This window comes from Mesorhizobium sp. WSM4842 (assembly GCF_055901575.1).
In genome coordinates this window covers 5,747,990-5,762,516 of record NZ_CM148372.1, presented here as the reverse complement: position 1 = coordinate 5,762,516, position 14,527 = coordinate 5,747,990, and the positions used below count along the sequence as shown (strand labels likewise).

Genomic DNA, 14,527 nt, shown 5'->3' with positions numbered 1-14,527 from the left:
TACTTACTATCGCGCTTCCCCTCACAAGCTCCGCAGCATATCATAGGTTTCAGTTTAGCCTTTCAACGACAGCCAGGGAAGTGGGTCGCGCCTGATGCGATAACGGAGAAAGCAGATGCAGACCGCTGTCAGGATCGGTGCTTCGCCTCCCACCAGGCCGGGCAAAGCTCTTCCGCCCAATGCGCTTCTATTGAATTGCTTTGGCCGAGGTGGGTCAAACATTGTCTGGAATATCATCGGCAGCTCGCCGGATGTGTTGATGCCATACCGCGAATGGCATGAGGGAGTGTTCGGACGCTTCTACAAGCTGCGCAAGGCTGCGTGTCATATTGGCGGGGCCGTCAATTGGGCATCTGTTCCCGTCTTTTGGCGTCATATGCGCGCAGCGACTGCCGAGACCGTCCGCCCCGGGGAGCGCAGCGAAAAGTCCCAAGCACGCTTCGTCGTTTTGAAGGTGATGGATTACTACATTGCATTCGACGACGCGATTGCGCGCGGCTTTATGGAAGCGCGGAACCTTGTGCTTACGCGGCATCCATTACCGATGTGCGAAGGGCTGATACGCAGCGGTCTCAGCGAGGCGCGCGCGATCAAATGGTACAACGATGTGACTAGCCTGATGTTCAAAGCCTCGAGGAAGCGTGATGCGCTATCGCTTCGATTCGAGGACTTGGTCCGATCACCGGAGGCCTTTGTCAAAAGCCTTTACGACGCGCTCGGCATAGCAGCAGCGGAGGACGGAAGGATCCGGTTTAAGGTCAAATCATTTGGGACGGAGCGGACGACGAACACAAACGCCGCAACTGGCGAAAAGCTGCGGATAAGGTTGGATGAAGCACCCGATCACATCGCACCAGACGTCAACACCCGAGCGGTTGCCCGCCTCGATCATTCAGCACGACAGCGGATTTGGACAGGCACCCGCGCAACTGCGGAATTGTTCGATTATGGAGGTGACAATTTCTGAGTTTGCGCGGTTAACGGCGTTTGCCGATTGGCCCGGAATAGGCACGGGATAGGCGTAGACAAGTTCACGGTATCCAGTCCTTAGCGCCCGGCAGCCGGTCATTGAAATCGGTTTGTTGCCTCCAACAGCAATCTGCGTATGCCGCTGCCGCGCGCAAAGTCGAATATCAATGAGAGAAAAGGCAATCGCCTGCGAGTGAAGGAGGCCCATCGCCTCAGAATGCGCTCCAGACGGAAGCCCATCCGACCTTGAACAGCGTTGTAGTGGAATTCGATCTCCTTTCTCTTCTCGAGCGCAAGTCCCGGGTAGGGCTGCCACGTGGCCTTGGCCGCATCGAGATCGAGTTGCGGAAAGGGGGGCAGAGAAAACTCCGCCTGTAGCAACTTCACACTTGGTTCCAGCCTTGATAGGAGGTCGGCTCTCTCATCGGGTGAAAGGTATTCGTGATTATTGTCGGGATTCGTCACTCTCCGATCAACCAATGCATAGATCTTGCGTTCCAGCCGCCGCTCAGAAAATAGGATATGCTCGTTTTTGAGGCGCTTATACTCCAAGACATCTCGGCTCAGGCGTTCATTAGCCCGACGATAGGGCCGTACGAATGCGGAGAGATACTCGATACCGACGACATTCTTCATGAAATCATCGATCAGATTCGGCAGCGCCGACTCGTAGACGCGTACCAAACACGCGCTGCTTCCAAAGACTTCGCGCCAGATGGACAGGCAGTGACGATAATCCAAACTATCCTCGATCGTGTTTAGAAAGTCGATGACATCTCCGGTGAACAGAACACCGCGCTTGACGTTCTGATTATACATTGACTCAAGCCAATGATCCGGTCTTCTCACATAACACAGCACACGGCATTCCATCTTCGCCGGAATGGAAGCACGCAACCGTTCGATCAAATTGCGCTCCTGTGATAGGGCGTCGGCGCTGGATTTATTGGCCATGAAACGCGCAAGGTATCTGATCAAATAAAGGTTTTCAGAACTTGCAATGATCGTGTGCGCTCCGTCTCGTTCGGCCGCCCTCAGATGATGCAGGAAGAATGCCTGGAAGTTGTCCGTGCCGGATAGCAAATAGCTGTTGGTAACACTGTTGAAATTGAACTGGTTTGGAGGTACAGCATAGTAAATTCTTCTCTCGCGGAGCTTCCTTGCATTCGAGGAAAGGAAATATTGTAGCGCAGTTGTTCCTGTCTTGCTCGTGCCAATGTGGAGGATAAGCTTCATCTGGCGTTTCCTTGCCTGATAGCCGGCATACATGACACCGGCTTCACAAACGGTCTCGCCCCTGAGCCGGTTACAGTAAGGGGGCGTCGTGACTGAACTCCGTCGACTGTATCGTCAAGCCTCCGTACCTTCATGATGCATTCCATATCCTCTGATGGTCTGTCGCAAGACACGCCGAGAACGCAGGTATTGTGGGGCTATGCAAATCTAATGCATTCGGTTTGTTTGCTTGGATGTTAGCGTTTGCAGAACTTCCGCGCCATATTTCCCGAAGAGGAGCGACGCTCTCAGATAGACAGTGACAACGGACAATGTACCTGTAACGAAAAGCCCGGTCGCGAGCACAAGATAGTCGGGCGATCCGGCAAGCAGCATTTTGACCGCCGAGCCGGTGGCGAACACCGCAGCGGCGAATGCGACAGGCGGCACATGGACGAGCGCGAAATCCAGAGCTGATAATCCTGTCATCCGACAACCGACCGCCGCATAAAGGATGAAACTCGTCGCGATGGCGCCGGACACTGCAAAGGCCACCGCGTTCACGCCGTAGGGCGCTGAGAGCAATGCGAATGAAGCGACAAGTGACATATAAACGAACGCCATGAAGGCTGTTTGGTAACTTTGGCCTGTCGCAAGCATCACGGCTCCGGAAACTCTATAACCTAGGCGGAAATACATTACTACAGAGAACACGGTAATAGGAACGACGGCATCCATCCACTTTTCGCCGAGGACAGTCAACACAACCTCTTTTGCAAAACAGCATAGAAACGCGCTGGTCGGTATAGAGAGGGCAGCAGTCAAAGCATACGCCTTGAGCTGAGCGCTGCGTAGTCGCGCCTTGTCGTGATGAACCTTCGACAGAAGTGGGAAAACGACGCTCTTGTTCAGATTGCCGAACAGATTTGCCGGCATTGCGATCAGATAATATGCTCGCGAGTAAATGCCAAGCTCTGCAGTACCGATCAAGCGCGCGACAATAATATTGTCGATATATTTGGCGGTGAAGGTCGATATACCAGCCAGCGAATAGCCCAGGCTCTGGCTGCGGATATCGCGGTAGGACTGCATGTCGAAACTGGGCCTCACGAGATAGTCCCTGGCAATGAAGAAATAGATGCTGGCCAGGATCAATGCCTCGGCCATATACGCGACCACCAAGGCCCAATAGCTGAATCCTAAATAGGCAAGCGGAATGGCTAGGCCGACATGGGAAGCAATCCATGCGACCAGCCTCGCCATGGAGGATATTTTGAATTTCAGGTGCCGCGACAGAAGGGCCTCGGTGGTCAGATTGAACGCGTTCGCGACCATCATCACCGCAAGGACGCGCGAAATGAGGACCAATTCCGGGACATGAAGAAAATCGGCGATCTGCGGTGCAAAAGTCCATTGAAGCAAGCCGAGAATGGTGGCGATTAGCATGGACAAGGAAATGACGGTTCCGATATGCCGCTCTTCAATGTCCCGTCGCTGGATCACCACTTGCGACATGCCAAGATTGGCGATCGAATTTCCTAGGGCACCGACGATCATGGCAGCGCCGACAACACCATATTCTTGGGGCGAAAGCAGGCGAGCGAGGACAGCCGTGACCAGGACATTCAATAAGATTCGGGCCAGCAGCATGGTGCCCGACCAGGAAAGTCCCCGGGCAGCCTTGTGTGTCAAATTCCGGCTTTCGTTCACGGGCTTCGACTCGTGACTGAGAACAATGCGCTTGACTACTTGAGACGGCTTAATGCAACGAGAAGCATCCCGCGCATCCCAACGGCGCGCACCATAGCAAGCACCAACGACACAAACGGCAATCGCCTGCGCGCCATGGATACTGTCCGTTTGAAAACGCGCTCCAGCAGGAAGGCCATCCGCGCCTGGGCGACTTTATAATGGCATTCGATTTCCTGCCTTCTTTCGAATGAGAGCCCCGGATAGGGCCGCCAGGCCGCCTTGGCGGCTTCATAGTCAAACCGCGGAACGGCTGGCAAAGCAAACTCCGTTCGCAGCCGCTCCATGCTGGGCTCCAACCTGGAAAGGAGTCCGGCCCTTTCGTCAGGAGATAGATGTTCGTGATTGCTACTTGAATTTGCCATTATTCGCGCCTTCACGGCAGCATTGTTTCACTGAAACCGGCTTGTTGCATCCAGCAGCAATCTGCGTATTCCGCTGCCGCGCGCAAAATCGAGAAGCCATGCGAGAAATGGCAGCCGCCTGCGCGTCAGCGATGCCGCCCGAATGAGAAGGCGTTCCAGACGGAAGCCGATCTGGCGTTGAACGGCGTTGTAGTGGTGTTCGATCTCGCGCCTCTTTTCGAGCGAAAGTCCCGGATAAGGCTGCCAGGACGCCCTGGCCGCTTCGAGGTCGAACCGCGGAAAGGGCGGCAGAGTGAATTCCGTTCGTAGCCGCTCCATGGAGGGTTCTAGCCTCGAAAGGAGCGCGGCTCTTTCATCGGGTAAGAGATATTCGTGATTATTGTTGGGGCTTGTTATTCTCTTGTCTACCAATCCATAAATCTTGCGTTCCAGCTGCCGTTCAGAAGAAAGAATGTGCTCGTTCCTGAGGCGCTTATACTCCAAGACATCCCGGCTAAGGCGTTCATTGGCCCGAAGATAGCGCCGGGTAAATGCGGAGGTATCCTCGATCCCAACGACATTGTTCATGAAATCATCGATCACATTCGGCAGGGCCGACTCGTACACCCGTACGGAACACGCGCTGCTCCCAAAGACATCGCACCAGATGGATAAGTAGCGATGATAGTCTAGCATGTCATAAATTGTGTTGAGAAAGTCGACAACTTCGCCGGTAACCAATGAGTCCCGCTTTACATTTTGATTATACAGAGATTCAAGATAATGATCGGGCCTTCGTACGTAGCATAGTATGTGGCATTCTACATGGGCAGGGATTGCGGCGCGCAAGCGCTCGACGAGACTGCGCTCTTTTGCAAGGATCTCCGCGCTCGTTTTCTCCGCGTTGAAGCGCGTCAGATACCGCACCATAGCATAAAGATGCTCCGAGCTTGCGACGATTGTGTGAGCTCTGTTTCGCTCTGCCTTCCTCAAATTCTCGAGAAGGAAATATCGGAATTTATCTTGTCCATCTAGTAAGAATGCATTGACAATGCTGTTGAAATTGAACTTATGGCCTGGCGAGGCGTAGCATATGCCATATTCGCTCAGCCCTTTTCCGTTTGCCGACAGGAATTGCTGTAACGCCGTGCTTCCCGTTTTATGCGTGCCAATATGAAGAATGAGCCTCATGTGATCTTTTTACCCGAAGGTTTGAGCAAAACGAAGCGAGCAATGCCGGCATAAGCCCCGAGACTCCCACATTGTCCCGCAAGCAAGCTTCAGCGCGCGCATGGCAAGGCTTTCTGCATAAGCGTTGCGATGAGACTCATTTGCCGTGTTGCGACGCTTTCCATGCTGAATCGCGCAGCGACAGTTCGTATGGCGCGGCGCGCCATCGCATTGCGCTCGGCGTCCGATAGGCCGAGCGCGCGAAGCAGGAGCCGGCTATACTCCACATGCGAGCGAGCCAAAAAGCCGCTGCGCTCATGCTCCACAATATCGGACGCACCGCTGACATCGGTGACGATCGGCACCACGCCGCAGCTCATGGCCTCGAGCAGGGCGTTTGACATGCCTTCTGACACCGAGGTGGAAAGATAGAAATCTGCGTCCCACAGAAAGGGAAAGACATCTTCGACCGCGCCGGCGAATGTGACCCTGCCGGAAAGGCCCAACCGGGCCGCCTGTTCCTCGAGCGCGGCGCGGCACTGGCCATCGCCCAGGATGGTGAGTTGCGCCTTTGCGTCGGCGGGAAGTGCCGCGAACGCATCGATCATGTGCTCGAGGCATTTTTCCGGATCGAGGCGGCTAAGGCAGATAAAGCGTCGGCTGCCATCGGCGTTCGGCTCGCGACGCGGCTTGCGGGGCAGATCGATCCCATTCGGAATCATATGAATGCGATCCGCGCCGATGCCATGTCTCTTCAGATCACCAGCGATTTGGCGGCTATTGGCGATGAAGGCCGTGACGTGACGTTTAATCAAGGCGGACGCCCAGCGACCGATGATTTTCTTTTCGCGCACAACGTCGAGATCGAAACACCGTCCGCCCCGGGCCAATTTTGCGAGAACCGGTTTGCGCAGGAGGGCTCCTGCCAATGCCGCCGGAACAGCGTGAAGTCGGGCATGGATGATATGTACGACGTCGAATTCGTCGCGACGGCGCAGCATCCAGATCAAAACCTGGACACACCACGACAGGAACGACAGCATATGCCGCCCGCCCAAATACGGAGCCGCGCGCAAACGAAGGCGATGGATAGGCACCCCGTCGATGGCGGACCGTTTCGGGGTCGAGTGCGACAGTCTGGGTGCCAAAATGGTTGCGGAAACGCCGCTTTCAACCAGCGCCCGAGCAAATCGCCGCGCCTGTTGTTCGCCGCCGCCATATGACTCAGGAAAATAGGTTGGGAGCACGAGCAGAACACGTATGCTGGGAAGAGCTTCGGCTCGCGGGGTCTTCATCGGATAAGCGGGGGCAACTTCTGCTGCAATCATATCAATCCGCCGGATAGCGTTCCTGGAGCCAAGGCGGCCACCAAGTTTACTACCCGTCCCATGTGCAAAAAAAGAAGATGCCTCTTTGGCGTCTCACTACCTTTCAGCGCATCGATCCTCTTATCGTCCAGATCGACGCACCCGAAATCGGTAAAGCATGCATCGCTAACCAATCCGACAACCTGCCCGATCACTGTCAAACGCATAGGTCACACCCGTTCATCGCGGAAGCACCACATTTCGGACAGGAGGCCTTGTTGACACTCGCTTGCTTGCCCGATGCTGGTCAAGAGCCTCGCGGTAAATGGCATCGATCCGCTTGCCCATCAGCTTGACGTCCCAGTTCGAAAGATCCGTCGCCGCGGCACCTTGGGCGAGGCAAGCCAGTCTTTCACGATCCTCCAGGACGGCGGCAATGGCGTCGGCCATGGCTGCCAAATCGTCCGCGGGTGTAATCACACCGTTGATACCAGGGCGGAGCACTTCGCGAAGACCTGGCAGATCGCAAACGACGCATGGCTTGCCGCCGGCGAGATATTGCATGACGACGCGGGGCAATCCCTCCCGCATGGAACAGAGCAGGCAGAGATCCGCGAGTGCGATCAGCCGCTCGGGGTCGTCCCGATAACCGGTAAAGACCACTTGGCGCTCGAGCCCAAGCCACTTGGCGCGCGATTCGACGATCGAGTGAAACGGCCCGTCGCCCGCCAGCACAAGCACCGCGTCGGGTAAGCGGACGGCGACTTTCTTGAAAACGTCCAGAAATTCCGCGTGTCGCTTGCGCGGCTCGAATGCCGCGATCATCAAGAGCACGGGCGGGCGCGGCGCGCCCGGCGTCAAGCGCAACAAATCGCGCCAATCGTCGGGCGGACCGGCGTTGCGAAAACGATCGAGATCGAATCCGGAACGGACGACATAATGGTTGTCTGGATGTCCCACGCCTGCGCTCAGGCACAAGTCACGGATGCCCTCGCTCACGCTGATGAACGCACTGGTGACTGGCGCTGCCAGCTTTTCCAAGGCGAGATAAGCAAACCGCTCGGCGACGCCGACATTGATAAAAGGCACGATATGCACGCCATGAACGATCGCTGGAACTCCTGCCGCCCATGCCGCGAAACGCCCGAGAATGCCTGCCTTGCTGGTATGCGTATGTACGATGTCGGCATGCAAGGCGCGGAACGTCCGCGTAAGCGCCAACAATGCCTTCACGTCGGAGACAGGCGAAATGGATCGGGTCAAGCCCGGGACGCCAATGAGTTCCACCCGCGGGTCCACTTTAGCTACAATTTCCGGGTGGACGGCCTCGCCATGCAGCAGGACAACATGATGTCCTCCTTGCGCGGCCCAATTGCAGGAATGGACAGTATTCTCATCAGCACCGCCATTGATGAGACGGGTAATGACATGAGCGATGCGCAGTCGACACCCCAAGTCAATCTTACCTTCCGCATCCTGTACTTTCATATCGCCGCACCGATCGCGCTGAAGTTATCCGTTGGGTGCGTTCCCACGCCCAGCCGCGCTTTTGGTCCATGCGTCCCGATATCGGTGCTACTGCATTGGAGTGACATGCCACGCCTCGGTGGGTGCATGCCGTATGGAGATGAACCCCGAATCCTAAGTGTGCCCCTTCCTTCTTGGGCCATGACACATGCAGTCCGTAAGGAGGGTTATTCCAACGGCTTCCAGTCGATCAGATCTAACTTGTTGGCTTTAAACGTCTCGGAGAACTGCCGCTGTTACCCCGGGCACAGCGGAGTGATTATTTTGCGGTATACTTATGTGCAATATGTCTGCCTTACCGCGTTTGCGCGAAAATCGGACCCGTTGAAAGAAGTAGTCAAGGCAACGCTTTAAGGGACCGGGCAGTTTAACCTATCAGGGGGACAGGAGCCATGGCAGAGGGTCCTTCACCAGCAGCTCGCGGAACTTTCGCGTGCCCCAAAGTCGCTTATTGTCGATGTGCGCCGGCAGCCGGTTGAGGCGCGAGCGTGCATTCGATCAAGACATTGTCCCTTCCCTGGTCGGCGGATCCGACGGAGACTGACTCAAGAAGCATCCTGGCTTGGTTCGCCATAGCCGGCCAGCTAGCCCTCTTCATCGCGCTGGTCTATCTCCTCAGGCTCGAGACTACTGCGCTTGTCCGCGTCCTGCTCGTTGCTCTCGCCGGCTGGTGCGTGCACTACTTCCTGCCACAGCGTTACCGGCTGCCGTTTTTCGTGCTGCTCTCGTTCGCGGCTATCGCCGCAGTCTTCGCGAACCTTGGGCCCGACTGGCACCACTGGAGATTTGAGGGCCTCATCGATGCCGCCTGGATCGCCGCCATTGGGCTCGTATTGATCGGAATTGTCCACCTGCCCATCGCTTTTGGATGGAGAGTGCTGGCGCTGGTTGGCGCCGGCTGCGGGCTCGCCGCCGCACGAATGGACTGGATTGCGACCCCGTGGACGCGCGCCGTCTGGCCCGTGCTCGCTTCCATGTTCATGTTCCGTCTCATTGTCTATGCGTACGAAATGCGGCGTGAACAGAGGATGGCGACGGTTTCGGAACGTCTCGCGTATTTTTTCATGTTGCCGAACGTGTGCTTCCCGCTCTTTCCGGTCGTAGATTTTAGAACTTTCCGCAGCAGCTACTACAATGCTGACCGGCACTACATCTATCAAACGGGCATTCAGTGGATGTTTCGCGGCGCTGTCCATTTGATTTGCTACCGCATCGTATATCAGCGATTTGTTATCGATGCTGCGGATGTACATAATCAGATTGAGCTTTTGCAATTTATCATATGGCCATTTTTACTTTATTTGAAGGTTTCAGGAACTTTTCACATAATCACAGGGATTTTGCATTTATTTGGATTCAACCTTCCAGAAACCCACAATCTGTACTTTCTTTCCTCAAGTTTCACAGATTTCTGGCGTCGAATAAATATATATTGGAAGGACTTCATAATGAAAATTGTGTACTATCCGTTGTATTTCCGTTTTCGACGCTGGGGAGAGAGCGTAGCGCTCGTCAGCGCGACCCTCCTGGCGTTCCTCGCGACCTGGCTGCTGCACAACTATCAGTGGTTCTGGTTACGTGGCACCTGGATATTCACCTGGAACGACTTCCTCTTCTGGATGATCCTCGCCGTGCTTGTGACGATCAACGCCCTCTATGAAATGCGGCACGGTCGCACGCGGCGCCTGCGTGGCGGGGCACTAAGCTGGAACGGTGCGCTGCAAACTGCGGGCCGGACCATTGGCGTATTCGTCGTCATCTCGCTCCTTTGGTCGTTCTGGAGCGCGAGCTCGGTCCCGCAATGGTTGTCGGTCTTCGACACTGTGGGCGTGGAAGGACCTGGCAAAACGACGCCCGCCCTCGTACTGGTCGCGGTGGCAGCTATCATTGGCATTCCTGCCCTTGCGCTCGCGCGCGGCGGCGCCGACCGCCAGTACAGTTTCCAACGGTCGGTTGCGTCGGTCGGTGTCTGCGGGTTGATCGCGGTTTGCATCTCGCTCCCCGTGGTTCACGATCGCCTCGGGGAGACGGTCAGTACCGCAATGGCCGACATTAGAGTGCCGACCCTCAATAGCCGCGACAATGCGAACCTGGAGCGCGGCTACTACGAGAACCTTGTCAATGTCGGCGCATTTAACCCGGAACTGTGGATTGTCTATGGCCAACGACCACCCGACGGATGGGAAGGGTTAAACGAGTCGCCGCTGATCGAGTTCACGGGTGCGCTTCCCACGACCTATCTGCGTCCACTCTCCCAGGCAGACTTTAAGGGAACGCGGGTCCACATCAACCGCTGGGGCATGCGAGATCAGGACTACGAAAAAATTCCTTCTCCCGGCACCCTACGAATCGCAATCGTCGGCGCTTCGCACGTCTTCGGCGCGGGCGTCGCGGATGGGGAGATTTTCGAGGGCTTGTTGGAGCGGCGGCTGAATGCGCAGGCGGCCGACAGCGGGTATCGACACTACGAGGTGCTGAACTTTGCCGTCGGGGGTTATGCTTCTTTGGACATGCTCGCCATAATCGAGGATCGGGTGCTCGCATTCAAACCAAAGTACATCTTTTACTTCGAGCACAGCGCGCTTGTTCCACGAATGCTAGAGAATCTCGTGCAAGCAATCCAGAATGGCTCCGCATATCGCTACGACTTTGTGCGCGACATTGTACGCGAAAGCGGAATAGATACCAGCATCGACCCCGACGTGCTTACAAGAGAGCTCAAGCGCTATGAGGAAAGACTTCTGCGTGTGATCTATTCTCGAATCGTCGAAACCGCGAAGCGAGAAGGTGTTGGGGTCTCTTGGATCTATCTGCCCAGACCCAACGAGAAGATCAGTCCCGAGCTGGAGAGGCGCCTCGCTGCCAAGGCTGGATTCAACGTTCTCGATCTTTCCGGTGTGTATGACGGGTATGATTGGCGGACCCTTCTTGTGGCACCTTGGGACAAACACCCAAACGCCACCGGCCATAGGCTCATCGCGGAAAAGCTTTACGAGGTCCTGCAGCAACACCAGGATCTAATTCCCCTGAACCTGGCGGTTGCTCCGCCAAAGGAGGACCGATGAACGCGATCCAGATCAGGACGATGGCCAAGGATTTCATATTGAAGGAATTTCTGCCCGGTGAAAGGCCGGAGAATCTGACGGATTCAACGGAGCTGATAACTGACGGCATTCTCGACTCGTTGGCGACGCTTAAGCTCGTTGCTTACTTGGAAAAATCCTGCGGTATCGAAATCGCCCCTGACGAACTCGTGCCGGAGAACCTGAACTCCATCGCCCAAATTGCCAATTTCGTCCAGTCGAAGCAGGCGTCCACATAGAGCCCGCCATGACGGTCGCTGCCTTACACGAGTATCTGGAACAGAGCGCGAGGCGGTATCCCCAGACGTGCGCCGCTGTCGAGGCGAGCTCTGGGCGGCAGATCACCTACGGCGAGCTCGACGCGCTGTCGGACCAAGTCCGCGACCATCTGCGTCGGATCGGCGTCCGGCCGGCGGACCGCGTCGGCATTTGCCTTCCAAAATCGATCGCCTCGCTCGCTGTTCTGTTCGGCATCTTGAAGGTGGGCGCAGCCTATGTGCCCGTCGACTCTCTGGCACCGCCTGCGCGTAACGCGTTCATATTTAACGACTGCGGCGTGCGCGCGATTTTCGTGGAGGCGTCCCGAGCCGAAACTTTGCGCTGTGAGTTGGCGCGCTTGGCTGCGGAACCTTGTCTCTTACCGCTCGACTGGTCTGACGGTCCCTCGCCGCTCGCGACGTACCTGGCTCGCGTAGAGGCCGGCGGCTTGGCGGTGGAGGACGAATCGGCGCGGCCGGGGCCGGACAACCTCGCTTACGTGCTTTACACTTCGGGCTCGACCGGCCAGCCGAAGGGCGTGATGCTGACGCATCGTAATGGCTCGAGCTACGTGGACTGGTGCTCCGAGATTCTCGCCCCTGACGAGAACGACCGCTTCTCCTCCCATGCGCCTTTCCACTTCGACTTGTCTATTCTCGACATCTTCGTACCGCTGAAGCACGGCGCGACCGTATTCCTCATCGGTGAGGAGCTCGGCAAGAATCCGACCCGGATGGCGTCGGTGATCGCCGAGCGGCGGTTGACCGTCTGGTATTCCACGCCCTCCGTACTCACGCTTCTGGTCGAGCACGGCAGCCTTGATGCTCGCGACGACCACGCTCTTCGGTTCATTCTATTTGCCGGCGAGGTTTTTCCGGTCAAGCATCTGCGCAGGCTAAAGGCCGTGGTCCCACGCGCACGCTACCTGAATCTCTATGGCCCAACCGAAACCAACGTCTGTACCTACTACGAAATCCCGCAGACGATCGCCGAAGACCGCTCGGCGCCGTTTCCGATCGGGCGCGCCTGCTCGCATGTTAAGGCACGCGTGATCGATGCGAATGGTCGCAACGTGCCGCGAGGCCAGGAAGGCGAGCTCGCAATCAGCGGTGCTCCCGTGATGCTGGGCTATTGGAACATGCCTGAGCGAACAAGCGCCGCTTTTCATGTCGATTCAAGCGGTCGCTGGTACCGTACCGGCGATGTAGTGATCGAAGGCGATGGCGGGGTCTACACCTTCCGCGGTCGACGCGACCGGATGGTGAAGAGACGGGGATATCGGATCGAACTCGGCGAGATCGAGACGGCGCTCTATCGCCATCCAGCGATCTCCGAGGTGGCGGCGATCGCTCGCTCGGAGGAGTCGGGCGTCTCCATAAAGGTGTTCTATGCCTCGCGCGACGGCCATGCGCTGTCGCTCATCGAGCTGAAGCGGTTCTGCGTCCACAACTTGCCGGCCTACATGGTCCCGGACTGGTTCTGCCATCAGCAGTTACTTCCCAAGACATCGACAGATAAAATCGACTACCAGCATCTGATGAGGATGGAGTAGTGGATTTCGCGCTGAACGAGGAGCAGCGTATCCTGCGTGGCCAGATCCTTCGCTTCGCGCAAGATAAGCTCAATAAAGATGTCAGGCAGCGCGACCGAGACCAAGTATTCCAGCGCGAGTTGTGGGGGGCTTGCGCGCAGATGGGCCTGACCGGCCTGCCAGTCCCCCAAGCCTACGGGGGACCCGGTCTCGATTCCCTGTCCACGGCCATTGCAATCGATGCGCTTGGCTACGGCTGCGAGGATTCCGGCTTGGTCTTCTCGATCTGCGCCCACCTTCTGGCCTGCGTGGTGCCGATTTGGAAGTTCGGCACTGAAGAGCAGAAGAATCGATATCTCCCGGGGCTCTGTGATGGCACTTTGATCGCAGCCAATGCGATGAGCGAACCGGAGTCGGGCTCCGATGCATTTGCGATGCAAACCCGGGCGGAGCCTCATGGCGACGGCTTTCTAATCAACGGCACGAAGACCTTCGTGAGCAACGGGCCGGTGGCAGATGTTGCTGTCGTCTTTGCTGTCACTGACCGCGCCAAGGGGTATTTCGGCGGCATCACGAGCTTCCTCGTGGACCGCGGGCTGCCCGGCTATCTGGTCGCGCAAAAGTTCGAAAAAATGGGACTGCGGACGTCTCCGATCGGGGAGCTTGTCTTCGAGGACGTATTTGTTTCGAAGGACGCTGTTCTCGGTGGAGTGGGCGGCGGCTCCAGGCTGTTTGCTCATAGCATGGACTGGGAGCGGGCGTGCCTATTCGCCAGTCATGTAGGCACCATGGAGCGGCTTCTGGAAAAGGCAGTGGCCTATACGCGCACCAGACGTCAGTCCGGCCAGGCCATCTCCAAGCACCAGGCGGTCGCCCATAAGATTGCCGACATGAAGATGCAGGTGGAGGCGGCCCGACTCCTCGTCTACAAGGCGGCGTGGGGCCTTGAGCGCTCCGAGTCCGTATCCCTCGACGCCGCCGTTTCGAAGCTCTTTGTGAGCGAATCGCTAGTCCGCACTACGCTCGATGTCGTCCAGGTCTTCGGCGGCTATGGTTTCTTGAGCGAATTCGACGTCGAACGTGCCGTGCGTGATGCCATCGGCAGCAAACTCTATTCCGGAACTTCGGAGATACAGCGCAACATTATTGCTGGCTGGCTGGGGCTTTGATGACGCCTGTGGTCAGAACCTGTCCGGTGAAGGTCGGCGTGAGCTGTCGCTGGGCCTGCCCCCAGTTCGCGAAAAAGGGCGCTCGATTTTGGTGAGGAAACCGGAGAGTGGTACTATCACAACTCACGGTGCCACCACGGCGGGGCGCTTTTGTCGTTCGACTTGGGTGCGTCTGCCCGGGCCGTGGTCTCCGAATTTGCGGCTC

The 14,527-nt window shown here is 56.9% G+C and carries 11 protein-coding genes; 5 read left to right on the top strand and 6 right to left on the bottom strand.

What is annotated here, in order from left to right:
- The first annotated feature begins 115 nt into the window (after positions 1-115).
- Entirely contained in the window at positions 116-967 is an 852-nt protein-coding gene (locus AC0NIE_RS28010; protein ID WP_473484908.1) for a sulfotransferase, read from the top strand.
- 98 nt (positions 968-1,065) lie between these two features.
- On the opposite strand, the gene AC0NIE_RS28005 is transcribed toward AC0NIE_RS28010, so the two are convergent.
- From AC0NIE_RS28005 to AC0NIE_RS27980, 6 genes are all read right to left on the bottom strand, one after another.
- The gene (locus AC0NIE_RS28005; protein ID WP_473484910.1) at positions 1,066-2,205 is read right to left on the bottom strand and encodes a hypothetical protein; all 1,140 of its coding nucleotides are present in this window, start codon (positions 2,203-2,205) and stop codon (positions 1,066-1,068) included.
- Between the two features lie 207 nt (positions 2,206-2,412).
- Positions 2,413-3,894, bottom strand: coding sequence for a lipopolysaccharide biosynthesis protein (locus tag AC0NIE_RS28000; protein WP_473484912.1), 1,482 nt, complete (start codon positions 3,892-3,894; stop codon positions 2,413-2,415).
- A gap of 35 nt (positions 3,895-3,929) precedes the next feature.
- On the bottom strand, positions 3,930-4,220 hold the full coding sequence (locus AC0NIE_RS27995; protein WP_473484914.1) for a hypothetical protein: 291 nt from the start codon (positions 4,218-4,220) through the stop codon (positions 3,930-3,932).
- Positions 4,221-4,325: 105 nt separating this feature from the next.
- The gene (locus AC0NIE_RS27990; RefSeq protein ID WP_473484916.1) at positions 4,326-5,468 is read right to left on the bottom strand and encodes a hypothetical protein; all 1,143 of its coding nucleotides are present in this window, start codon (positions 5,466-5,468) and stop codon (positions 4,326-4,328) included.
- Between the two features lie 89 nt (positions 5,469-5,557).
- Complete coding sequence (locus tag AC0NIE_RS27985; RefSeq protein ID WP_473484918.1) at positions 5,558-6,775, bottom strand: glycosyltransferase; 1,218 nt, start codon at positions 6,773-6,775, stop codon at positions 5,558-5,560.
- 219 nt (positions 6,776-6,994) lie between these two features.
- A complete protein-coding gene (locus AC0NIE_RS27980) occupies positions 6,995-8,242 on the bottom strand; it encodes a glycosyltransferase (protein WP_473484920.1) in 1,248 nt (415 codons plus the stop codon).
- Positions 8,243-8,769: 527 nt separating this feature from the next.
- Here AC0NIE_RS27980 and AC0NIE_RS27975 point away from each other — a divergent pair.
- Genes AC0NIE_RS27975 through AC0NIE_RS27960 form a run of 4 tightly spaced genes read left to right on the top strand, consistent with a single transcriptional unit; the run spans position 8,770 to position 14,322 of the window.
- A complete protein-coding gene (locus AC0NIE_RS27975) occupies positions 8,770-11,346 on the top strand; it encodes an SGNH/GDSL hydrolase family protein (protein ID WP_473484922.1) in 2,577 nt (858 codons plus the stop codon).
- The gene (locus tag AC0NIE_RS27970) at positions 11,343-11,603 is read left to right on the top strand and encodes an acyl carrier protein (RefSeq protein WP_029356091.1); all 261 of its coding nucleotides are present in this window, start codon (positions 11,343-11,345) and stop codon (positions 11,601-11,603) included. The genes AC0NIE_RS27975 and AC0NIE_RS27970 overlap by 4 nt, the downstream gene beginning before the upstream one ends.
- A gap of 8 nt (positions 11,604-11,611) precedes the next feature.
- Positions 11,612-13,174, top strand: coding sequence for an amino acid adenylation domain-containing protein (locus AC0NIE_RS27965; protein WP_473484924.1), 1,563 nt, complete (start codon positions 11,612-11,614; stop codon positions 13,172-13,174).
- Positions 13,174-14,322: an acyl-CoA dehydrogenase family protein gene (locus AC0NIE_RS27960; protein WP_473484926.1), complete on the top strand. Its 1,149-nt coding sequence runs from the start codon at positions 13,174-13,176 to the stop codon at positions 14,320-14,322. The genes AC0NIE_RS27965 and AC0NIE_RS27960 overlap by 1 nt, the downstream gene beginning before the upstream one ends.
- Positions 14,323-14,527: the final 205 nt, after the last annotated feature.

Coding starts and splice junctions, on each gene's coding strand:
- AC0NIE_RS27990 (WP_473484916.1), bottom strand. CDS start 5,468: ATGAGGCTCATTCTTCATATTGGCACGCATAAAACGGGAAGCACGGCG.
- AC0NIE_RS27970 (WP_029356091.1), top strand. CDS start 11,343: ATGAACGCGATCCAGATCAGGACGATGGCCAAGGATTTCATATTGAAG.
- AC0NIE_RS27985 (WP_473484918.1), bottom strand. CDS start 6,775: ATGATTGCAGCAGAAGTTGCCCCCGCTTATCCGATGAAGACCCCGCGA.
- AC0NIE_RS28010 (WP_473484908.1), top strand. CDS start 116: ATGCAGACCGCTGTCAGGATCGGTGCTTCGCCTCCCACCAGGCCGGGC.
- AC0NIE_RS27980 (WP_473484920.1), bottom strand. CDS start 8,242: ATGAAAGTACAGGATGCGGAAGGTAAGATTGACTTGGGGTGTCGACTG.
- AC0NIE_RS28005 (WP_473484910.1), bottom strand. CDS start 2,205: ATGAAGCTTATCCTCCACATTGGCACGAGCAAGACAGGAACAACTGCG.
- AC0NIE_RS27995 (WP_473484914.1), bottom strand. CDS start 4,220: ATGGAGCGGCTGCGAACGGAGTTTGCTTTGCCAGCCGTTCCGCGGTTT.
- AC0NIE_RS27965 (WP_473484924.1), top strand. CDS start 11,612: ATGACGGTCGCTGCCTTACACGAGTATCTGGAACAGAGCGCGAGGCGG.